This is a genomic window from Wolbachia endosymbiont (group A) of Barypeithes pellucidus (assembly GCF_964030885.1).
Classification (GTDB): Bacteria; Pseudomonadota; Alphaproteobacteria; order Rickettsiales; family Anaplasmataceae; genus Wolbachia.
In genome coordinates, this window is the sequence record NZ_OZ034985.1 from 786,198 (window position 1) to 807,404 (window position 21,207).

Sequence of the window (21,207 nt, forward strand, 5' to 3'; positions counted from 1 at the left end):
ATACAACTACAATCTGTATACCGCTACACAGGACGGGAATTGGCAGTATTTTTTGATTTCACAATATAACTTAGGCTCTGTGGACAAAAAATATGAAAAGAGAGAAAAAGATGGTAGTTTAGCTTAATAGGTAAAAAATGGAGAAACTACCATATGCAATATTACATCAAAGAGGAAAATTGGAAACAAATTTTAGAGTTCATAAAAAGCGTAAAAGGAATGCATAGCAAAGATGAAAAACGTTTAAGAATATTCATAGAGGCAGTGTGGTACATAGTCCGAAGTGGTTGCCAATGGAGACTTTTACCAAAAACTTATGGTAATTACAGGAGTATACATAAGCGATTTAAAAGATGGTGTGAAAGAGATGTCTGGGAAAAATTGCTTGAATATACTAAACAAGAGCCTGATTTAGAAGTTGCTATAATCGACGGTACGATCATCCGAGCCCATCCATGTTCATCTGGATATACAAAAAACTCCAAGGATCAAGAAGCTTTAGGGAGGAGCAAAGGTGGCTTTACAACTAAAATACATGCGCTTGTCGATGCACTTGGAAATCCACTTAAATTTACTCTGACCCCTGGTCAAAGAAATGAGATTACACAAGCAGCAACATTAACTGAAAGTGTCTATAATACCACTGTAGTGGCTGATAAAGGCTATGACAGCAATGCTTTTGTTACGAGTCTTGAAAGCAAGGGATGTACAGCAGTTATTCCTCCGAAGCGTAATCGAAAAGTGCAGAGGGGTTACGATAAACACATTTATAAAGAGCGTCATTTAATTGAGTGTTTTTTCGGTAAAATTAAGAACTTTAGGCGTATTTTTTCCAGATTCGATAAAACGGCTGAGGTTTTTATGGGTTTTCTAAATTTTGTCGGGGCTCTTGTATGGCTTCTCTAAAATTTTGTCCACAGAGCCTAGGATAAGTTTCAGGCATCCTCAACCTCACATAATTTTATAAATAGTACCCATAAATGGTAAAAAAGTGATAAACCTATATGTTCTGATGTACAGATATCGTAGCGTAAATCTGAGAATATCTACGAGATGTGCTGTTATGTAAATAAAAAAATGTGACTAATTACTTAATTTTTCATTTAAAATTGAATTCACAATATCAGGGCTGGCTTTTCCCTTGGTAAGTTTCATGACTTCGCCGACAAAGAATCCGTATAATCTTGTTTTACCGCTTTTGTATTCTTGAACTTTATCTTGGTTGTTATTGATGATTTTGTCGATAACTTCTGCTATTTGACCTTTATCAGTTATTTGCTTTAGGTCTTGCTCTTCTATAATTAGAGATGCAGGTTTGCCAGTTTCAAACATAATATCAAAAATTTGTTTGCCAAGTTTAGCAGAGATTGTTCCATCAACGATAAAATCTAAGAGTTCCAACAAGGCATTTGCTTTGATTGGAGAGCTCACAATATCAATACCTGCTTTATTCAAACGACCGAAAAGCTCTACAGTTAACCAAGTAACCGCGAGCTTTGAATCATGTTTTTTTATCAATTCCTCAAAGTAATCAGCAATTGCCTTATCGGAAGTAATGACGTTTGCATCGTATTCGTTGATACCCAATTCTTCAATGTATCGCAGCTTTTTTTGATCTGGCAACTCGGGCAAAGATGATTGAATTAAATCAATCTTCTCCTGGCTTACCTCAACAGGTAATAAATCAGGCTCAGGGAAGTATCTATAGTCGCTTGCATCCTCTTTGTTTCGCATCACTTTTGTTTTTCCCGAAGCAACGTCAAACAATAAGGTATCTTGACTTATTTCTTCCCCACTTTCTAAAATTTCAATTTGTCTTTGTATTTCATAGTCTATAGCTTGCACAATATAACGTATCGAGTTCAGATTTTTTATCTCACAACGAGTGCCAAATGTGTTACTGCCTTTTAGGCGGACAGAAACATTTGCATCACAACGAAGTGACCCCTTTTCCATATCACCATCACATGAACCAATGTAACGCAAAATCTGCCTCAATTTTTTCATGCATTCTGCAGCTTCCGCAGATGAACGGAGATCTGGTTCTGAAACAATTTCCATTAAAGCAACTCCTGCACGATTTAAATCCACATAAGTTTTGCTTTCCTCATGAACGCTCTTTCCTGCGTCTTGCTCTAAATGAATTCTCGCAATTCTTATTTCCTTTTCATTGTCGTTGATAAATACTCTACCATTTTTAACTATTGGCTCAAAAAACTGGGTTATCTGGTAACCTTGCGGTAAATCGGGATAAAAATAATTTTTCCGATCAAAGTAAGAACACTTATTAATTTCTGCAGAAAGTGCAAGACCGGTGCGTATTGCTTGCTCTATGCAGTAATAATTTAGTATTGGCAGTGTACCTGGCATTGCTGCATCAACTAGAGAAACTTGAGTGTTATGCTCAGCACCAAATTCCGTTGATGAGCTAGAAAATAGCTTCGTATTAGAAGAAACTTGAGCGTGCACCTCAAGCCCAATTACCGCTTCCCAATCCTCTTTCATCATGTATTTTATTTAAATGATAATCTTAATATTCTGCAAAATTAACACAAAAAGTCAAAACAAAACTCATGTTAGTTGAACGATTCAGATTGTTTTACCCATAGAAACGGGTTAAATGCAAAAGATTCCTTGACAAACTCCGCCAGCGCCCTTATCATGATACTGGAGGTATTCAGTTATCTTCATCTGTGCAGATTAAACAGCAAAAAAAACAACGTACTTGGCGTCTTATTTTTAATTTTTTGCACTATGTGCACCTTATGTCTTTATAAAACTTTTAGGTTCCTACCTATACAAGCCGAAACGCGCTTATAAAGCGTTTAAGACAGTATAGTACGCCAATTTGAAGGATTAGAGAGTGAACACTAATTACCACGGGATTTCTTTGCCTTTTTTTCTGCTTAGTAAATTTCTTAAACATTTAAGCTAAGGTGAGTTGCATTTAAAAGCAGCTAAATTGCAGTGTTTAAGACTTAAAAAACGCCAATACTGAAAATAGATAGTAATCGGGGTTTCTTTTGCCTTTTTTTTTATTTGGTAAATTTCTTAATGTTTGTGGCTAAAAGAGCCCAAGAGAGGTGTCATTCCAGTGCTCCTTTTTTTGTCATCCCAGTGCTTGACACTGGGATCTAGCCTTTATTATGCAGTCACTTGGTTGAAATTAAGTCTTCTGGATTCCAGTGGGCTTTGTTGCATAGCACCTTAAGCAATGATGGTTTACGACAAATTTATGTAATGATTTCAAATTTAGCCATACCAATATCAGTGAATTTGTTGAGCAAATAGCACTTAATTAGTAATTCTTTTTCACGATTTACTTCAGATTTATTCCTAAAGCTAAATCCAAATACTTGCTTCAACCTTGAGAAAAATCCTTCTATGTAAGATCTCTTTCCATAAATCGCTTCCTTTTTCCACTCTTTTACACCATCTTGTCCATATAATTTTATTAACCTAATAGCAGCATTTCTGTCAGACATATAATCTATTTTTGAATGTTCTGCTGCATCCTTTTTTGGTAGAACTTTTGTCTTTATATCGTATTTCTTACACAATTTATAAAGTTTGTGCCTATCGTATGCCCTATCTGCATATAATGCTTTTATTTTGTGCTGAAAATTAACTTCTTCAAGCAAATCGCAAGCTCCATAGTGGTCAGAGTAGACGCCATTACTGTATCTTGCAGCTATAGCTTTTTTACTATTCACACTTAACATAACATGTAACTTTCTTACTTGCTCGTAGCTTCGGTACTTTCTATCTGCACTGTTTTCCTTACTGTGGCCAGGAGTGTTACTGTAAATGCTGATACTTGTGCTATCTATGATAATTTCAATATTTTCCATGTTGCTTTTATCAACCCTGCAATCATTTATCTTAATATTAAGTTTTTTAAACCTTCTTGATGCTTGTGAATAGCTGATAACTGCCAAATTTTTTCCTATTTGTTGCAGATATCCTTTTATAAACCCCACCGTTTGTCTTAAACCAATTCTAAAAAGATTGACAATTATATGCACCAAAATTACGACTTTATCACTGTAAATATAGTTGCCGCCCTGCATTTTTGGACTATTTTCATACCAATTTTCGATAGCTTCATCGATGTAATGAAAAATATTTCCCCTTTTTTCAAGGAATTTGTTATATTCGTTTTGGTTACTGACTTTCATTTTCTGTGGCATATTTTTTCTTCAACAGTTAAATGGTTATTTATAATGAATTTTGTCAGTAGCTACCAGATTTTTTCGGTTGCTATGCAACAAAGCCCACTGGAATCCAGCCTTTTCATAATCATCAAAACGTTGCATTTTAACATAAAAAGGCTACTTTTATGCTTACCAACTTAATAAAATTTCTGGATCCCAGTGTCTGGGCACTGGGATGACACCCCTTTGTGTTTGAGGCAAAACCGGCTATAACACTTAACACACTGCCTTTGCAAACAAATGTTCGTACAGCTATATGCTGCACACTAGAATAACAGAAAGCAGAAACCTTACTTAATTGGTTTAAAGTGATTCGTACCCCTTCTCTTTTGAAGAAAAACACTCAACTATAGGTGATATAATATATTCATTCACTTTTTCAGCAGCAAATATTATAGCCATGGTTGCAAATAACCCTGCTATCGGTGCTATCACTCCTATTGTTGCACCTGCTAAAGCTGCAGAGCCCATTCCAAGCATTGCACCAGGAAAAATAGCAGTTGCGGCTGCAGCAAGGCCAACTCCAATTGCAACGCTTGCAACGCATATACAAGCAAAGGAGAAAAGAGCTTCTTTGGAGAATTTTCCTTCTTTTACACTATCGCATATAAAATATGCAGTGAGTAATATTGCAGGAATAGCGGCAATAATTCCACCTACTACCAAAGGTGACAAAGCTGTAAAACTTAATCCTAAACCTGCGAGTGCTCCTATTACTGATGCTGCACCACAAAATATTAAAAAACCTTTAGTGTCGTCATCCATACAACCTCCTTAATTAAATAATAATATTACCATTTGTTCATATTTCTGTAAAGCAGAAAATTTTAGTGGGGCGAGCGACCAGGATCGAACTGGCGACATTCAGTACCACAAACTGACGCTCTACCAACTGAGCTACGCCCGCCAAGATATAAAATTTCTAACATAAGAGCGCAAATAGTCAATTGATTATTTAACTCTCCTTTTGCAGAGGGTTTTAAGTTTAGCCAATAAATATTTTCATTGATACTTTTACCATTATAGTTAATCGTATTGACACTAATGAAGTAGTGGTATGTTTAAAAGTATTTTCACATTTAGTTTTTTTACGGCTATTTCAAGGATCTCAGGGTTAATAAGAGATGTATTGATTGCTACGGTTATTGGTGCAAACTCTCTTGCAGACATATTTTTTTCTTCGTTTCGCTTTGCCAATCTATTTCGAGCATTTTTTGCAGAAGGAGCGTTCACTACCTCATTCATACCGTTATACTCGACAGAATCATATGATAATAAAAAGGCATTTAATTTTGCAAGTAGTGTAATATCCATTACGTTTATTATCTTAGTAATTTTTTGCCTTATCATGCAAACTTTCTCCCCTTATATGATTCAAATTTTTGCTCCTGGATTTGACCAAAGTAAGTTTACCCTTACTGTTACTTTATCAAGAATTACGATGCCCTACATAATCTTTGTTTCAATTGCATCACTTATTGGTGGAATGCTGCAAGTAAAGCAGCATTTTGCTTCAACAGCTATTGCACCAATTGTTTTGAATCTCTGTTTAATCATCAGTTTGTTTTTACCTTACATTGAAACACCGGCTCATAACCTTTCTATAGCTGTCCTTATAGGAGGAATTTTCCAGCTACTTTTGATACTATTTAGTGCATACAAGTTAAAGGCAGCTTTTTCTTTTAGCCTTGAATTAAGCAATGAAGTAAGGTTGTTTTTTAAGCGTGTGGTACCTGCAATTATCAATAATTGTGTAACTCAAATAAGCTTATGGATTGATACAATCATGGCGAGTTTTATACCAAATGCGGTGTCCTATATATATTATGCCGATAGACTAAATCAACTACCGCAGGGAATAATCGGTACTGCAATTGGTACAGTGCTTCTTCCTTTAATTTCAAAACAGGTGGATAATACTGAAAATATAGTCAAAATACAGAACAAGGCTCTCAACATAGGATTAATGTTAATTATGCCAACAACTGCTGCCTTTATCATTATTCCCGACATAATTTTACTTACGCTTTTTTCTTACGGCCGGTTTGATCATTATGCAGTGCAGCAAACTGTTCCCACTTTAATAGCATTTTCTCTTTCTTTACCTGCATTTATTATAAATAAAGTATTGCTACCTACATTTTTTGCTAAAGGCAATCTGAAAATACCAACCATATTTTCGCTAATGTGTCTTGGAATTAATGTAGTGCTAAACCTTTTGTTAATGAACGAGTATCAGCATACGGGGATTGCTATTGCTACTTCCGTTTCCACTTGGATAAACTCTATTCTATTAATTAGTTATTTAACAATAAATAAAATGTATAAGGTTAGCCAAGCGTTATTGTTAAATGTCATGAAAATTTTTGTAGCAACGGTAGTCATGTCAATAGCCCTTTATATTTTTAATTCTTTGTTGGCAGGATTATTTTTTGATAAAATGTTGGCTCGTATTGTTTATTTAACGACTTTAATAGCTTTGAGTGTTATTGTTTATTTTGGTATTCTCTATTTAATATTTAAGGGAAACTTTAAGCATGTGTAAATTATGAGACTTTCTTTATATGCTATATTATCAATCTCGCTGCTATTAATTCTCATGCATGTTGCTGCAACTTTTAAGGATTGGAGTGGCTACAAGGGATATGTTATAAAAGAGTTGGAGAAGACGTATGATGCTAAAGTGCATATTGGAGGAAAAATTAAAGTTTCGTTGATTACCCCAAAGCTCACTATTTATAATGTATACGTACAATACAACGAAAATAAAGAGCAAAAGTTGTCAGATTTAATTAGTGTAAGAAAAATTGAGGTAAAACCGTCACTCCTATCGTTGTTTTTATTTTCGTTGCAACCAAAGTCAATCACATTGTTTGGTATGAAAAGCAACAAAGAAAATTTACTTAATATTATAAATACAAAAGCCAGTGGTAACACAGTCGATATAGTAATAAAAGACAGCCAAGTAAGTTTTAAGAGTGATTTCGCTGATATTGTTAACATAAAGGAGGTTGCTGTAAAAAAAAATAGGCAATTCTCCGGTAAAGTAAAGGTAGGTGATAATAATTACGATTTTTCAGGAAAGGTTGATATCACAAAAAAGAATGTACACATTAGTGTTGAATCAAATTTTGTAAATTTGCTATTTACAGGTAATAGAAATCAAGAAGAACTCCAGGGTAATTTAACATTAACAATTAATAACAGTTCCGGTTCTGTGAGTGATTTAGCAAAAATCATTAATCTTAGCTTTCTCTCTTGTGTTATTCCTAGCAAAAATATCAAGATATCATCCAATATAAGTCTTAATGAAAGTGAGTTTACGGCAACTGACTTAAAAATTGATTCCAAAAGCATGCAAGCCAGCGGTACAATACAAAATGATAGAAAAGGCAATCACACTAATTTCAATATTAGCTTCAGTAAAGTTGATTTAGATTCCATACAAAATGATTCACAAAGAACAATGAATATGAAGGATCTTCTGGAATGTTTTAGAGCAGTTGTGCCAAAGAACTTGAGCTTAAATTTTAATATGGAAGCTTCTAACATTCAATATCAAAACAAAATATTGGACAATTTCCGTGCTGTACTAAAATCCACTGATGGCAAAGTAAAAGTTAATACGCTTCTTAAATTTCCTGGAATCAATAATATATCTTACTTATCAGGAGAGATCTCAAACAATAATGTCCTATCTGAATTCAACGGCGATTTATTAGTCGAAGGAAATGATTTTGGGTCATTCATTTCATGTTTTTTCCCTTCTATAAAGATGAAAGAAAACCAGAAAAATCAATTTACACTAAGTTCTAAACTGCACCTTGCACCAAGAATATTATCTATCTCAGACATTAGACTGCTAAATAATAAGGAATCCTTGCAAGGATCAATTAGAGTAAGCCACACAAAAAAACACAATGTGATTAATGGTGAATTTAGCATGCATAATCTTGATGCAGATAAATATGATCATTCATTATTTAGTAGTTTATCTAAAATGCAACGGCTGAAAAATTTTCAGTATGATGCAAATATAAAGGCCAGTGTTAATAACCTTACATTGAATGATACGAAAATTAAAAATTTGGATTTTTTGCTGAAAATGGAAAAAGGTAAGCTAGTTGCAGATAAAATAAAACTATCTGGAGAAGATTTCGATATTACCGGTAATGCAAAAATATTAGTAAATCAAAAATACGCCAAACCTTTATTAGATGTGAACCTTACGGGCAATAAATTTAATGGAAATATCTTTAAATCACCAAATTTAGTAGAGGTAAAAAGAAATTCAAGAAATGAGATAGATCAAATTCAATGGTCAACAAAGCAGCTTGATTTTTTGGATGACAAAGAAGGCTTTGATGCAAATGTGCAAATCAATACTGCAGAATTTAAAACCAAGCAGAATGTTTTGAAAGATTTTAATTTGGATGTGGTAATGAGAAACAACGTTATCACTATCAGGCAGGTAAGTTACGTATTAGAACACGGGCAAGTGTTTTTTCAGGGTTATTTAAGATCAGACTCAATGAATACAAGATTTTCTATTGTAAATTTGGACACTAAAAAGATTGGTAAGGTTATAGGAATTGACAATGTAAATGGTCAGGTAAGCTTAAATGGTGAAATCAAAACTCAAGGAAAAAGTTTTCATGATTGGGCTAGTAACTTATCAGGAGATATAAATTTACAAGCACAGGGAATAGAATTTACTAATGTGGATTTTAATTCATTTATCACTAATTTGTTAAGCAGTAAGAATAAGTCTGAAATCTCCACACTTGCTTATATTGATATATATAACGGTAAAACATTTTTTGAAAATATTAGCGGAAAAGCAAGTATTAAGAGTGGCATATGTTCAACTAGTTTACAATTCGGGATTGATCAAGCATCAGGGTCGATCTCTTCTAATTTAACCTTATCTAACTTCACTTTAAATTCTATATTCAGGTTCTTTTTCATACCACCAAATTATAGTAATCCAATCTATATCGATATGCATTTGGATGGCCCTATTTGGCGTCCTAAGATGAGTTTTGATGTAGACCAAATCTTCATCGCTCTGGTTGGCAAGAAAAATAGTTAATTTACTAACATCTGTTTATAAGAGTCATATGTGCTTGACACCTGGTTAATATTAGGTTAATATATTGATATGAGCGTTAAGTTGTAGGTAAAAAAAATGTTTAGCATGCTTTCGAATCTTTTTGGCAGAAGTTCTAATAATCCAAGTATTGTTGGAAGTGATGTAGAAGTTAGCCCTATAAAAGAAACAGTGGCTCCTGTAGATATTGATGAGGGTTTTGAAGAGATCGATCTTGCAGAAATTGATGAGGAAGAATTTTTTGAATGTGCAGCAACACAAGAAGAACTAAATTCGTTGCTTGAATCTGAATCACAAGGTAAAACTATCTCTTATGCCCTTAAGCCATTGCTTTATACTGCAAAATATGGAGCTAAAGCGCTATCAGCAACAACGGTAGTTGTATCATACGCCTTAAATGGGGCTTCATATGGTATAGCTGGTATATCTTATATTCCTCATGGTGCATCAAAAGTGCTTAAAAAATGCAAAGGAGAAGATAAAAACACAGTAGGGTATAAAATTACCACTTCTTCTCAGAACTTACTAGATTTTACGTCAGGTGCTATATATACTGTGTCATATGTACCATATGGTGCTGGAGTAGTTTTAAATGGAGTGTCTGGTATAGCGAATCAATTAGATTCCTCTTTATCTCCTGAAAAAATAGAGCAGATCTGCACTAAATCAGATTTGTTTGTAGACAACTTATCCAGTAAATTAAAGGGAATAAAAATAGAGAATTTTTCACAAGCTCTAGCGGTAGCTTGTTAGGCGTGTACGGTTTAGGAGACAATAAACTCATCTGAACGGATATCTTCAAGCATATCTGTTCAATGGTGCGGTAGAAAATGGTTGCGCAGACAAAGTTGCTATAGCTAGTGCAACCCTACGTCACACCGCCGCGGCGCTAACATGTAGCAGAATGATGAACCCTCGGTAAACCCAAAACTATAGGATAAAATAGACTAAATATGGTGTAATTTGGCTGATTTTTTTAATATTTTACAAAGTACAAAGCAAAAACTTAAACTCTTTTAAGTTGTCTTTTAGCCGCACAACTGAACGGATCAAACTTAACCTAACTCATCACCACCTGGCAGTGGTGGCAAGCCAAATGCTTCCCTTTTTTCATTGAGTGTCATAAAGCTTGCGTTTTCTACGTATTTCCACAACTTTTGCCTCTTTTCCATGAGAATTTCTATTGCATCTTTGTCGTACGACAAGCACAGATCCTCGCCAAATCTTGGTGTCAGCCAAGAATTCAGGTGACAGATAATATTTTCTAGCGTTGGTAAAACCGTCTGTTCCCAGAGGGATAAGCGTGCTTCGACTAAATTGCTATAAGTGTTATCACCTGGTATGCCAAGCAACTGCGGCGGGACACCAAAAGCCAGGGCAATATCGCGGGCTGAACTGTGTTTGGACTCAATAAAATCCATATCCCTTGGCGATAAGCTCATTTCTTTCCACTCCAAGCCTCCTTCAAGCAATATCGGTCTTCCAGCATTGACAGGACCTGAATAATGATCATTTATTTGCTCTTTTAAGCGTTGGTACTGCTCTTGACTTAAACTTCCACCACTTCCATCTTTCGCTGATTTCACAACTATTGCACCACTTGGTCTTGCCCCATTTTGCAACATCGCTTGATTCCAAGCACCCGCCTGATTATGCTGATCTATACTGTACGCGGCTGCTTCAATTGGTGATAACCCATACCAATCATTCAAAGGGTTAAAGGTCTTTAGGTGCAACACTGCTGAACATCCAGTTAGTTTATCAACTTTAAAGTCATAACTATTGTTATTTATGGCATAACGATAGTTATAAGGAACGTTATTTCTCCCTGGAACAATTTCAACCCTATCGGGGCGCAGAAGATAAAGCTCCGTTGGTGGTTTTCTATTGTTCTGCGACTCGACCATCAATATATAAGAATTGCCGTTAACTAACCGATAAGTTACAATCCCCTCAATAAATTCCGATTTTGATGTCATTGGGTTAGGAGAATAAAGTAATTTCAGTAATGGATGAACTTTTAATTGTGATTTCCCCTGGTCAGTAAGCTGGCAGAGAGTAAAAGGTACCGAAGATGCAGCACTTGCAATCATATTGATTGCTCGAAATGCAATAACATTTTTTATGTACCCTTCCTCAGCAAAACTTACATAATCACGCTTACTCCAACTTGGCTCCATCATTAGTTGCAAAGCAGAATATTTAGTAAATACTGCGCTTTTTTTTCTTTGAAAGATGTTGAAATTCATATGTGCCTCCTAAAAAATTGAATTTGTGGTAGAATTATATCAATTGGTGTCACAGGAAGGATATACTAACGTACGAACATTATGTTTGAGAGCAATCTCTACACAGTAGTTAAATGGCAGGCACAATAAGGGGTAGCAAAAAGAATGAGCTTTTTTTTTGAGCTGAGCGAAGCCACCTAAGGTAGAAAATGAATCAGGAAGGAGTAAAAATATATTTAATGTTTATATGATGTACTTACTTATAAATATCTTTTCTGTGTCCTATCAACTATGTTTTTTTTAAAATTTTTTATTTGTGTAATTCTGTAACTTTGTTCAATCATGTAGGCAATAAAAACCCGTGTGTCATAGAAATAAAATTTTATATCAAACACTGCCACAACAATTTCTGCTTAGCTAATGAATATGTGCTTTAAGTCTGTGTGGACGCACATATTCATTAGCCAATTTCAGTTACCGTTGTGAGGATTTTTAAGTATGCAAATTAATTGCTTCTTTAAGTTTTGCATTAGCAATTACTATAATTTTTCGCATTAGAGCTGTTATAGCTACCATTTTCTTCTTACCACTTTCAACAAGCTTGGAATAAAAGGCACCAAGTACAGATTTGGACCTTGCAGCAGACATGGCAGCTATAAAAAGCTTTTTACGGACATTACTTCTACCACCTATAATCCTTCGATAACCAACAGCTTTACCACTTTCCCTAGGATGAGGTGCAACTCCGGCAAGACTTGCTACTTCTCTTCTGTTTAAGTAACCAAGCTCTGGTATTAAACACAGAAAATCTTGTGATAACTTTTTACCTATTCCAGGAACTGTTTTAAGGATTTTTTGATGTTCTTGTAACTCATGGCTTTCATCAATGATTTTTTGTATAGTATTACTGAGTTCATCTATTTGGCTATTAAAGAATTCAATAGTTTTTTGACAACTTTCCCTTATATGGTCGTTTTCAGGTGCTTCCAGTCTACATTTTTCCTGAGTTCTCATTTGCGTGATGCCATCACGACGTTGACAAAGTGCAACCAAGGTTGATTGTTTTTCAGAAGTAGGTACAAATAGAGAGAGAGTTCTATGGCGTTCAAATCCATATTGAGCAAGAGCCCTTGCATCTGATTTATCGGATTTTGCTAAAGTTCCGTGAGATAAAATAAAACTTTTTACTTTGCGGGTATTAGCTCGATGTACGGTGATATTCTTGTCAATAAGAAAATGCGACAAACCAAGCTCATATTTTCCTGTGTTTTCTAAAGTCACTAAAGAATTAGGTAAGATATCTGAGAATTTTTGAAACAATTGTTGCCAACCAGAAGTATTATTGTCAAATTCGACAGCATTTTTCTGTTTGTGAACCGCAACAACATTCTTGAATTTTCCGATGTCAATGCCAATAAAATTTTGATAAGATGTAACCATGATAACCTCGATAGTTTTATTAATTTAAGATTGTAAACGGGTGCATATATATGTCCCATACAACTATTCAAACGTATCGAGAGATGGGCTAGTGTACCTTGATAGGAACGGTTGTAATACCAATCTTTGTTCGGTCGCACACGCCCGTGATAGCCCTATTCCTATAGTGAGTAGGGTTATCTTCCCTCTTGTTTCTTTTATAACATGTTTTTAACTTACAACTTTGGCAAGCTTCTGCTAGTTGTCTAGTGAGAGATATATCGCTATTTGAAGGTTGTGTATCTCCGCTTGGATGATTGTGAGATATTACAATGGACGTTGAACCAATCAAAAGTGCGCGCTTGATGATCTCTCTGACATAAAGAGGAGTTTGATCTACTGTACCAATGTTTTGCAGGTCTTCCGCTATTAGACGATACTTTTTATTCATATAGATGACGCGAAAATTTTCCTTGTTGAGGCTTCCTATACTTATTCTTAAATAATCAAGCAATTTTTCCCAGTTATCGATTATAGGCAGGTCTTTTATTTCTTCTCTTGCAGAACGAACAAAGGCTTGTTTTACACAAAAGATGGCAGATATCGCTGCATTGCTGACACCATCAACGTTTTGCAGTGCTTCCAGGTCAGCATTAAAAACTTTATTCAAACTGCCAAAATTTTCTATCAAACTCTTTGCTATCGGTTTTACATCAATTCTACTGTATGCTGAATATAAAATGTGCTCTAAAACTTCATAATCAAGTAATGATTGTCCATTATCTAAAATAATTTTCTCTCTTAAGCGCTTTCTATGCCCCTTTTTGTAATTTTTCATCATTAATGAATTGCCTATCTCTTGTATAATAAGAAATTAGATTTTTAAGTAAAATATTTAATAAAGCGCGTGACGCACAATTGTAAGAACATTCATTTTTGAAGACAGCAAATGGTGTCATGAAAGTAGCTAACGCGAGCTCTACGTCATACCGCCGCGGTATCTCTAGATCCCGCTAACAAGCAGCGGGATGACGGTTGTCAGGCTACCCTGTCATCCCAGTAGCTGACGCTGATTTCCATCCAAGAGGGTGTCATTCCAGTACTTGACACTGGAATCCAGCTTTTTCATAATCATCAAAACGTTGTACTTTAGCATAAAACGGCTACTTTTATGCTTACCAACTTAATAAAATTCCTGGATCCCAGTGTCTGGGCACTGGGATGACGATTGTCGTTTAGCCATAAATATTTAAGAAATTTACCAAATGAAAAAAAAGGCAAAAGAAACCCTGGTCATTGTCTATTTTCAGTATTGGCGTTTTTTAAGTCTTAAATACTGCAATTTAGCTGCTTTTAAATGCAACTAACCTTAGCTACAAATGTTTAAGAAATTTACTAAGCAGAAAAAAAGGCAAAAGAAACCCCGCGTTAGCTAGTTGTCACTCTCTAATCCTGCAAATTGGCGTACTATACTGTCTTAAACGACTTATAAGCGCGTTTCAGCTTGTGTAGGTAAAAACCCAGAAATGTTGTGAAGACATAAGGTGCACATAGTGCAAAAAATTAAAAATAAGACGCCAACTACGTTGTTTTTTTGCTGTTTAATCTGCACAGATGAAGATAACTGAATACCTTCAGTACAATGATAAGGGGACTGGCGAAGGGTGTCAAGTAAGTTTTTTCGTTTCTATTGAATGACAATTGTGGCTTGGGAGGTAGTGCAAGAAGTCTACTGATGGCTTTCGAAGCAGTTGAGCTTAATTATTAGAGTAGTAATGTTTATTTTTATATTGACTATTGAGGTTTATTATTTTATAACTAAAAACTTAGTTATTTTAATGAGCTTGAGTTTATAACGTATGCCTACGATAAATCAATTAATACGTAAGGGTAGATTAGGATTGATCCATAAGAAAAAGGTACCAGCTTTGGGAGAAAGCAACCCTCAAAGGAGAGGTGTTTGCACTAAAGTGTATACTACAACCCCTAGAAAGCCTAATTCAGCGCTCCGTAAGGTAGCCAGAGTAAAAATTAGTGGGTATGGTGAAGTGACAGCTTATATACCTGGTGAAGGTCATAATTTACAAGAGCACTCTGTTGTTTTGATACGTGGTGGGCGGGTTAAAGATTTGCCAGGTGTGCGTTATCACATAATAAGAGGTGCCCTTGATCTGCGTGGTGTACAAAATCGAAAGAAAGCTCGTTCAAAATATGGTGTAAAGAAATCTGGTTAAAGTTTATGGCTCGTCGGAATAAAGCAAAAAAAAGAGAAATAAGTCCTGATTCGCGTTATGGCAGTGTTTTGCTGATGCGTTTCATTAATACAATCATGAAATGTGGTAAAAAATCTACTGCAGAAAAGATTATCTATGACGCTTTGTCTTTAGCTGAAAAGAAAATAGGTGAAGGTGGGTTATCAATTTTTGAAGCAGCGGTAGGAAATGTTACTCCTTCTATAGAAGTGCGTTCTCGACGCATTGGTGGTGCAACTTATCAAGTGCCTGTTGAAGTTCGACAAGATAGAGCGGTTGCTTTAGCGTTAAGGTGGATTGCTAAAGCAACTTCTGCTGCTCGAAAAAAGAGTGGAAAAACCACCGTTGATTGTCTGCAATCTGAAATACTGGATGCTTATAATAAACGCGGTGGTGCATTTAAGATGTGCGAAGAAAAATATAAAATGGCTGAAGCTAATAAGGCATTTTCTCATCTTCGTTTTTAATGTTAGCTAATTAATTGTGATATGGAAATTGGGATATCTAAATACAGAAATATAGGGATAATGGCTCACATAGATGCTGGTAAGACTACCACAACAGAGCGTATTTTATTTTATACTGGCAAGCAGAATAGAATTGGTGAAGTGCATGATGGTGCGGCTTCTATGGATTGGATGGAGCAGGAAAAAGAGCGTGGTATTACAATCACATCTGCTGCAACAACATGTTTTTGGAATGATCATAGGATTAATATAATAGACACTCCTGGTCACGTTGATTTTACTATTGAAGTTGAGAGATCTTTGAGGGTTTTGGATGGCGCAGTTGCTGTATTTGATGGAGTTGCTGGAGTTGAGCCTCAATCTGAGACAGTTTGGCGTCAAGCTGATAAATATAGCGTTCCTCGTATCTGCTTTGTTAATAAGATGGATAGAATAGGGGCAAATTTTTATCGATGTGTTGATATGATAAAGACGAAGCTTGGTGCAGCACCTTTAGTCATTCAGTTGCCAATAGGAAGTGAGAAAGATTTCAAAGGTATAATTGACCTTATTTCTATGAAAGCCATTATATGGCAAGAAGAAACGTTGGGCGCTAAATTTTCTTATGAAGATATTCCTTCTGATTTGCTTGATAAGGCTCAAGAATGTCGAAATCTTTTATTAGATGCTGCAGCTGAGATGGATGATGAAGCGATGAATACTTACTTTGAGTCTAATGATCTGCCAGTGGATTTACTGAAAAAATGCGTGAGAAATGGGACCATTAAAGGAAAATTTGTTCCTGTATTATGTGGATCAGCTTTTAAAAATAAAGGCGTACAACCACTTTTAGATGGTGTGGTTGATTTTTTACCTTCTCCTATTGATGTTGATGTAATTGTTGGAACTGACCCTAAAGATTCAGAAAAGAAAATTGAGGTCAAACCTTCAGAAAAAGAGAAATTTGTTGCTCTTGCATTTAAAGTGATGACAGATAAATTCGTTGGTAGCTTGACGTTTATTCGTATTTATTCTGGCAAATTAAAATCTAAATCTACTATTTTAAATGCATTAAAAAACGAAACTGAAGGGATTGGCAGAATGCTACTTATGCATGCAAATAACCGTGAAGATATCACTGAAGCTAGGGCTGGGGATATAGTTGCTTTAGTTGGGCTAAAGAAAACAACCACTGGGGATACTTTATGTTCTGTTGATTCTCCTATATTATTGGAGCGTATGGAATTTCCTGAGCCCGTTATTGAAATTGCTGTAGAGCCTAAAACCACTTCAGATCAGGAAAAATTAGGTGTTGCTCTAAATAGGTTGGTTGCAGAAGATCCTTCTTTGAGAATGTCAGTAAATGCGGAGAGTGGACAGACTATATTGAAAGGTATGGGTGAGTTGCACCTTGAAATTATTGTTGATAGAATGAAACGCGAGTTTAACGTTGAAGCTAATGTTGGTGCTCCTCAGGTTGCATATCGTGAAACCATCACTAAATCTGTTGAAATTGATTATACTCATAAAAAACAATCAGGTGGTGCTGGTCAGTTTGCTAAGGTTAAAATAAAATTTGAACCTCTTGAGCCTGGCTCTGGGTTTCAATTTGAAAGTAAGATTGTAGGTGGTGCCATTCCAAAAGAGTATATTCCTGGGGTAGAAAATGGCTTGGAGTTGATAAAAGAAGGTGGTATAATTTTGGGATTTCCGTTGATTGATTTTAAGGCTACTCTTCTTGATGGCGCTTTTCATGAGGTTGATTCTAGTCCTTTAGCTTTTGAACTTGCTGCTAAGGGTGCTTTTAAGGAAATGGCAAATAAAGCTGGTCCCAAAATGTTAGAACCTATAATGAAAGTTGAAATTATCACTCCTGAAGAATATATGGGTGATGTTATGGGTGATATAAATAGCAGAAGAGGGAATGTTGCTGATATGCTGGATTTAGGTAATAATAGTAAAATAATTACTGCTTCGGTACCTCTTGCAAATATGTTTGGTTATATCAACGTTTTGCGTTCTATGTCTCAGGGAAGAGCGCAGTATAGTATGCATTTTTCTTGTTATGAACAAGTACCACAATATGTGGTTGATGAGTTAAAGTTAAAGTATAATTAAGGGTAATAATTATGACAGCAGTAGTAGAAGCATTTGGCAAGCCGCATGTAAATGTGGGAACAATAGGGCATGTGGATCATGGGAAGACAACGTTAACAGCGGCGATAACGAAGCATTATGGAAATTTTGTAGCGTACGATCAGATAGATAAAGCGCCAGAAGAAAGGAAGAGGGGGATAACGATAGCAACAGCGCATGTTGAGTATCAGACGGAAAAAAGGCATTATGCACACGTTGATTGTCCTGGACATGCTGACTATGTAAAGAACATGATAGTAGGTGCAGCGCAGATGGATGCAGCGATATTAGTAGTGTCAGGGGTTGATGGGCCAATGCCACAAACGAGAGAGCATATATTGCTGGCGAAGCAGGTGGGTGTTGGATATATCGTGGTGTATATAAATAAAGCTGATGTTGCTGATGCTGATATGATAGATTTAGTAGAAATGGAAGTGAGGGAATTGCTGAGTAAATACGGATTTCCAGGGGATGAAGTGCCTGTGGTAGTTGGGTCAGCACTCAAGGCGCTGGAGGATGACAGCGGCGAATATGGAAAGAAATCAATAGACAAATTGATGGAAAAGTTAGATGAATATGTGGCGGTTCCACCAAGGCCTGTGGATTTACCATTTTTATTGCCAATCGAAGATGTGTTTTCGATATCGGGGCGAGGAACGGTGGTAACAGGAAGGATAGAGAAGGGAGAGATAAAGACGGGAGAAGAGATAGAGATAATAGGTCTGAAGGAGACGCAAAAGACGATATGCACAGGTGTAGAAATGTTTAAGAAGTTGCTGGATAAGGGAAGTGCAGGACTCAATGTAGGAATATTGTTAAGAGGAACAAAAAGAGAAGAAGTGGAGAGAGGGCAAGTATTAGCAAAACCGGGGACGATAACGCCGCATAGAAAGTTTAAGGCGGAGGTTTATATATTAAAGAAAGAGGAAGGAGGAAGGCATACACCATTTTTTGCGAATTACCAGCCACAGTTTTATTTAAGGACAACGGATGTAACTGGGAGCATAAAATTGCTAGATGGGAAGGAGATGGTAATGCCAGGAGATAATGTGAGTGTAGAAGTAGGATTGCAAGTACCGATAGCAATGGATAAGGGATTGCGTTTTGCGATAAGAGAAGGCGGTAGAACTGTTGGTTCTGGTGTTGTTTCTGAAATTTTGGAGTGAGAGTTTGAGTTATAGGAGTGTAGCTCAATTGGTAGAGCGCTGGTCTCCAAAACCAGAGGTTGTAGGTTCAATTCCTATCGCTCCTGCATTAATGTTGTGGTGAAAATGTTAAAAAGTTTGTGTGTTTTTTTCTGTGATATAAAGCAAGAAATACGAAGAATTGCTTGGGTAAAGAAACAGGAGGTGTTGTCATCTCTATTTGTTGTAATGATTGTTATATTATGCTTTTCGATTTTCTTCTGTTTTGTGGATTTTATGTCTCTTTACGTAATTAAGGCTTTATTTGGAATTATTTATGGAATGTGAATATAAATGGTATATCATTAAAGTTGATTATGGATATGAGCAAAATATACGCGAATTGGTAAGTAATGCTGTTTATTTTAAGGAAGTGTTTATTCCTTATCAAACGGTATGTAATTCAAAGTCTGATATAAAAGAGTTATGTGAAGTGTATGTATATATGCATCTATGTGATGAAAGCAAAAATATTTTGAATCAAACGCCTGGATTCTGCAGTGGCGAATCTGGTGATTTTGAGATGATTTCAGATGATGAAATAAGTTTAAAATGTAAAGAATTTAATAGATATAAATGGTATATCTTGAGAGTTGCTTCCAATTATGAAGAGAAAGTGCGCCAACATATATTGGAAAATTCTATGAGATTGGGTGTTAATGATTACTTTAAGGAAGTTTTTATTCCATATGAAGAGCTAAGTGAAGTAGAGTTGAAATCTAAGAAAATTGCTACACGAAGGAAATGCTTTCCTGGTTATGTCTTTTTATACGTGAATTTATGCGATGAAGTATTGAATTTTATCAATAATATACCAAAATCTCTTAAGGTTTATGGGTTTTTGAAAAATGGTAATATTCCAAAGGTGATTTTGGACGATGAGATTCACTCAATGTGTAATGCACTTTATAATGCTCAAGAGACAAAGAAGTTAGGTTATGGTTATGAAAAAGGTGAAAAAGTGAAAATTAATGATGGTCTTTTTCAAAATTTTACTGGTAAGGTAAATATGGTAAACGATGAGAAAAAAATTATTAATGTGGAAGTATCAATTTTAGGTAAGCCGACAATAATAGAGCTTGATCTGGCTCAAGTAGAGAAAATAGAGGATTAATTATGAGTGTTATAGTTGCTAAGATTAACTTACTTATGGAAGCTGGGAAAGCAGTTCCAGGACCGAAAATTGCTTCAGTACTTGGTCCACGTGGTATACCTGTTCCTAAGTTTTGTGAAGCTTTTAATAAAGTTACTAGCACTGCTAACGCTAATTATAAAGTAGGCGATTTAGTAACAGTGCGAATTTCCATAAAGGATGATCGCTCTCATGATTTTACTGTCAGCGGTCCGCCTGTGGCTTATTTACTTAAGCAGGAGGCTAAATTAAGTAAAAGTTCTGGTAATCCTGGTAAAGAATTAGTGGCTAAATTACCTGTGTCTGCTATAATTAAAGTGGCAAAGTGCAAGATGGTTGATATGAAGGTGGATAATGAAGATTCAGCAGTGAAAATGGTTGTAGGCACTGCAAAATCTATGGGTATAGAAGTTGTGGAAGGTTAGGTAAATGAATACATATAATGATAATCCTAAGCAGTGTTTGAAGAAGATTGTTGAGTCTGCTTCAGCAAAATTTAATGAATCAGTTGATATTGCAGTCAATTTAGGCGTAGATTCACGTAAATCTGAAGAGCAGGTGCGTGGTACAGTAGTTTTGCCTAAAGGTATCGGGAAAAATATTAAAGTAGCTGTTTTCGCTCAAGATAAACATTTATTAGAAGCTGAAAAAGCTGGTGCTGATATTGCAGGAGGAGAGGATTTAGTTGAAGAAATAAAAAAAGGTAGAAAATTAGATGTTGATTGGTGCATTACTACTCCTGATTTTATGGCAAAAATCACTCCTATTGCAAAAGTATTGGGTGCTAAAGGGCTGATGCCTAACCCTAAATTTGGTACTGTGACTTCTAACATTGCAGAAGCTATTAAAACCATTAAGTCTGGTCAGGTAAAATTTAGAACAGATAAAAATGGTGTTATTCATGGTAAATTAGGAAATATTAAATTTGATATTGATGACTTGCTAGAAAATTTAAAAGCCTTTCTTAAAGTAATTAAAGATAATAAACCTATTTCTGCGAAAGGAATTTACTTTAAGGGTGTTTTTTTGAATTCAACTATGGGTAAAGCTTATAAGATAAGCAAAGTGGAAGATGTAATTTAAGGG

General features: G+C 35.5%; 18 protein-coding genes and 2 tRNA genes. 13 read left to right on the forward strand and 7 right to left on the reverse strand.

The window, feature by feature from the left end:
- Positions 1-153 precede the first annotated feature (153 nt).
- Complete coding sequence (locus ACQH1X_RS04060; protein ID WP_425385758.1) at positions 154-906, forward strand: IS5 family transposase; 753 nt, start codon at positions 154-156, stop codon at positions 904-906.
- Positions 907-1,083: 177 nt separating this feature from the next.
- Here ACQH1X_RS04060 and gatB read toward each other — a convergent pair whose 3' ends face one another.
- From gatB to ACQH1X_RS04080, 4 genes are all read right to left on the reverse strand, one after another.
- A complete protein-coding gene (gene gatB / locus ACQH1X_RS04065) occupies positions 1,084-2,508 on the reverse strand; it encodes an Asp-tRNA(Asn)/Glu-tRNA(Gln) amidotransferase subunit GatB (protein WP_425385759.1) in 1,425 nt (474 codons plus the stop codon).
- A 725-nt stretch (positions 2,509-3,233) separates the two neighbouring features.
- Complete coding sequence (locus ACQH1X_RS04070; protein ID WP_425385760.1) at positions 3,234-4,190, reverse strand: IS5 family transposase; 957 nt, start codon at positions 4,188-4,190, stop codon at positions 3,234-3,236.
- 327 nt (positions 4,191-4,517) lie between these two features.
- Positions 4,518-4,979: a hypothetical protein gene (locus ACQH1X_RS04075; RefSeq protein WP_425385761.1), complete on the reverse strand. Its 462-nt coding sequence runs from the start codon at positions 4,977-4,979 to the stop codon at positions 4,518-4,520.
- Positions 4,980-5,045: 66 nt separating this feature from the next.
- Positions 5,046-5,121: transfer RNA gene (locus ACQH1X_RS04080), tRNA-His, on the reverse strand.
- Between the two features lie 150 nt (positions 5,122-5,271).
- Between ACQH1X_RS04080 and murJ the strand changes: the two genes are divergently transcribed.
- The 3 genes from murJ to ACQH1X_RS04095 all read left to right on the forward strand — a co-directional run bounded on the left by murJ (position 5,272) and on the right by ACQH1X_RS04095 (position 10,077).
- The gene (gene murJ / locus ACQH1X_RS04085; RefSeq protein ID WP_425385762.1) at positions 5,272-6,759 is read left to right on the forward strand and encodes a murein biosynthesis integral membrane protein MurJ; all 1,488 of its coding nucleotides are present in this window, start codon (positions 5,272-5,274) and stop codon (positions 6,757-6,759) included.
- 3 nt (positions 6,760-6,762) lie between these two features.
- Positions 6,763-9,306 carry an AsmA-like C-terminal region-containing protein gene (locus tag ACQH1X_RS04090; RefSeq protein WP_425385763.1) on the forward strand — a complete coding sequence of 848 codons (2,544 nt, stop codon included), beginning with the start codon at positions 6,763-6,765 and terminating at the stop codon, positions 9,304-9,306.
- A 96-nt stretch (positions 9,307-9,402) separates the two neighbouring features.
- Positions 9,403-10,077 carry a hypothetical protein gene (locus tag ACQH1X_RS04095; protein WP_425385764.1) on the forward strand — a complete coding sequence of 225 codons (675 nt, stop codon included), beginning with the start codon at positions 9,403-9,405 and terminating at the stop codon, positions 10,075-10,077.
- Positions 10,078-10,379: 302 nt separating this feature from the next.
- On the opposite strand, the gene ACQH1X_RS04100 is transcribed toward ACQH1X_RS04095, so the two are convergent.
- The 3 genes from ACQH1X_RS04100 to ACQH1X_RS04110 form a co-directional block, all read right to left on the reverse strand.
- Positions 10,380-11,573, reverse strand: a complete 1,194-nt coding sequence (locus ACQH1X_RS04100) for a phage portal protein (protein ID WP_425385765.1) — start codon at positions 11,571-11,573, stop codon at positions 10,380-10,382.
- Between the two features lie 471 nt (positions 11,574-12,044).
- Complete coding sequence (locus ACQH1X_RS04105; protein WP_425385766.1) at positions 12,045-12,992, reverse strand: IS110 family transposase; 948 nt, start codon at positions 12,990-12,992, stop codon at positions 12,045-12,047.
- An 88-nt stretch (positions 12,993-13,080) separates the two neighbouring features.
- On the reverse strand, positions 13,081-13,809 hold the full coding sequence (locus tag ACQH1X_RS04110; RefSeq protein WP_425385767.1) for a JAB domain-containing protein: 729 nt from the start codon (positions 13,807-13,809) through the stop codon (positions 13,081-13,083).
- 1,021 nt (positions 13,810-14,830) lie between these two features.
- Between ACQH1X_RS04110 and rpsL the strand changes: the two genes are divergently transcribed.
- From rpsL to rplA, 9 genes are all read left to right on the forward strand, one after another.
- Complete coding sequence (rpsL, locus tag ACQH1X_RS04115) at positions 14,831-15,205, forward strand: 30S ribosomal protein S12 (protein ID WP_425385768.1); 375 nt, start codon at positions 14,831-14,833, stop codon at positions 15,203-15,205.
- 5 nt (positions 15,206-15,210) lie between these two features.
- The gene (gene rpsG / locus ACQH1X_RS04120) at positions 15,211-15,690 is read left to right on the forward strand and encodes a 30S ribosomal protein S7 (RefSeq protein WP_425385769.1); all 480 of its coding nucleotides are present in this window, start codon (positions 15,211-15,213) and stop codon (positions 15,688-15,690) included.
- 21 nt (positions 15,691-15,711) lie between these two features.
- A complete protein-coding gene (gene fusA / locus ACQH1X_RS04125) occupies positions 15,712-17,787 on the forward strand; it encodes an elongation factor G (protein ID WP_425385770.1) in 2,076 nt (691 codons plus the stop codon).
- A gap of 11 nt (positions 17,788-17,798) precedes the next feature.
- Positions 17,799-18,971 carry an elongation factor Tu gene (gene tuf, locus ACQH1X_RS04130; protein ID WP_425385771.1) on the forward strand — a complete coding sequence of 391 codons (1,173 nt, stop codon included), beginning with the start codon at positions 17,799-17,801 and terminating at the stop codon, positions 18,969-18,971.
- A gap of 13 nt (positions 18,972-18,984) precedes the next feature.
- Positions 18,985-19,057, forward strand: a tRNA-Trp gene (locus ACQH1X_RS04135).
- Between the two features lie 19 nt (positions 19,058-19,076).
- Positions 19,077-19,277 carry a preprotein translocase subunit SecE gene (gene secE / locus ACQH1X_RS04140; protein ID WP_250295527.1) on the forward strand — a complete coding sequence of 67 codons (201 nt, stop codon included), beginning with the start codon at positions 19,077-19,079 and terminating at the stop codon, positions 19,275-19,277.
- Positions 19,267-20,103, forward strand: a complete 837-nt coding sequence (gene nusG / locus ACQH1X_RS04145; protein WP_425386665.1) for a transcription termination/antitermination protein NusG — start codon at positions 19,267-19,269, stop codon at positions 20,101-20,103. The genes secE and nusG overlap by 11 nt, the downstream gene beginning before the upstream one ends.
- 2 nt (positions 20,104-20,105) lie before the next feature.
- A complete protein-coding gene (locus ACQH1X_RS04150; RefSeq protein WP_425385772.1) occupies positions 20,106-20,546 on the forward strand; it encodes a 50S ribosomal protein L11 in 441 nt (146 codons plus the stop codon).
- 4 nt (positions 20,547-20,550) lie between these two features.
- Positions 20,551-21,204: a 50S ribosomal protein L1 gene (rplA, locus tag ACQH1X_RS04155; protein ID WP_425385773.1), complete on the forward strand. Its 654-nt coding sequence runs from the start codon at positions 20,551-20,553 to the stop codon at positions 21,202-21,204.
- Positions 21,205-21,207 lie beyond the last annotated feature (3 nt).

What these genes read in the sequence shown, in the direction of transcription:
- ACQH1X_RS04060 (WP_425385758.1), top strand. Translation starts at nt 154, where the DNA reads ATGCAATATTACATCAAAGAGGAAAATTGGAAACAAATTTTAGAGTTC.
- gatB (WP_425385759.1), bottom strand. Translation starts at nt 2,508, where the DNA reads ATGATGAAAGAGGATTGGGAAGCGGTAATTGGGCTTGAGGTGCACGCT.
- ACQH1X_RS04070 (WP_425385760.1), bottom strand. Translation starts at nt 4,190, where the DNA reads ATGCCACAGAAAATGAAAGTCAGTAACCAAAACGAATATAACAAATTC.
- ACQH1X_RS04075 (WP_425385761.1), bottom strand. Translation starts at nt 4,979, where the DNA reads ATGGATGACGACACTAAAGGTTTTTTAATATTTTGTGGTGCAGCATCA.
- murJ (WP_425385762.1), top strand. Translation starts at nt 5,272, where the DNA reads ATGTTTAAAAGTATTTTCACATTTAGTTTTTTTACGGCTATTTCAAGG.
- ACQH1X_RS04090 (WP_425385763.1), top strand. Translation starts at nt 6,763, where the DNA reads ATGAGACTTTCTTTATATGCTATATTATCAATCTCGCTGCTATTAATT.
- ACQH1X_RS04095 (WP_425385764.1), top strand. Translation starts at nt 9,403, where the DNA reads ATGTTTAGCATGCTTTCGAATCTTTTTGGCAGAAGTTCTAATAATCCA.
- ACQH1X_RS04100 (WP_425385765.1), bottom strand. Translation starts at nt 11,573, where the DNA reads ATGAATTTCAACATCTTTCAAAGAAAAAAAAGCGCAGTATTTACTAAA.
- ACQH1X_RS04105 (WP_425385766.1), bottom strand. Translation starts at nt 12,992, where the DNA reads ATGGTTACATCTTATCAAAATTTTATTGGCATTGACATCGGAAAATTC.
- ACQH1X_RS04110 (WP_425385767.1), bottom strand. Translation starts at nt 13,809, where the DNA reads ATGAAAAATTACAAAAAGGGGCATAGAAAGCGCTTAAGAGAGAAAATT.
- rpsL (WP_425385768.1), top strand. Translation starts at nt 14,831, where the DNA reads ATGCCTACGATAAATCAATTAATACGTAAGGGTAGATTAGGATTGATC.
- rpsG (WP_425385769.1), top strand. Translation starts at nt 15,211, where the DNA reads ATGGCTCGTCGGAATAAAGCAAAAAAAAGAGAAATAAGTCCTGATTCG.
- fusA (WP_425385770.1), top strand. Translation starts at nt 15,712, where the DNA reads ATGGAAATTGGGATATCTAAATACAGAAATATAGGGATAATGGCTCAC.
- tuf (WP_425385771.1), top strand. Translation starts at nt 17,799, where the DNA reads ATGACAGCAGTAGTAGAAGCATTTGGCAAGCCGCATGTAAATGTGGGA.
- secE (WP_250295527.1), top strand. Translation starts at nt 19,077, where the DNA reads ATGTTAAAAAGTTTGTGTGTTTTTTTCTGTGATATAAAGCAAGAAATA.
- nusG (WP_425386665.1), top strand. Translation starts at nt 19,267, where the DNA reads ATGGAATGTGAATATAAATGGTATATCATTAAAGTTGATTATGGATAT.
- ACQH1X_RS04150 (WP_425385772.1), top strand. Translation starts at nt 20,106, where the DNA reads ATGAGTGTTATAGTTGCTAAGATTAACTTACTTATGGAAGCTGGGAAA.
- rplA (WP_425385773.1), top strand. Translation starts at nt 20,551, where the DNA reads ATGAATACATATAATGATAATCCTAAGCAGTGTTTGAAGAAGATTGTT.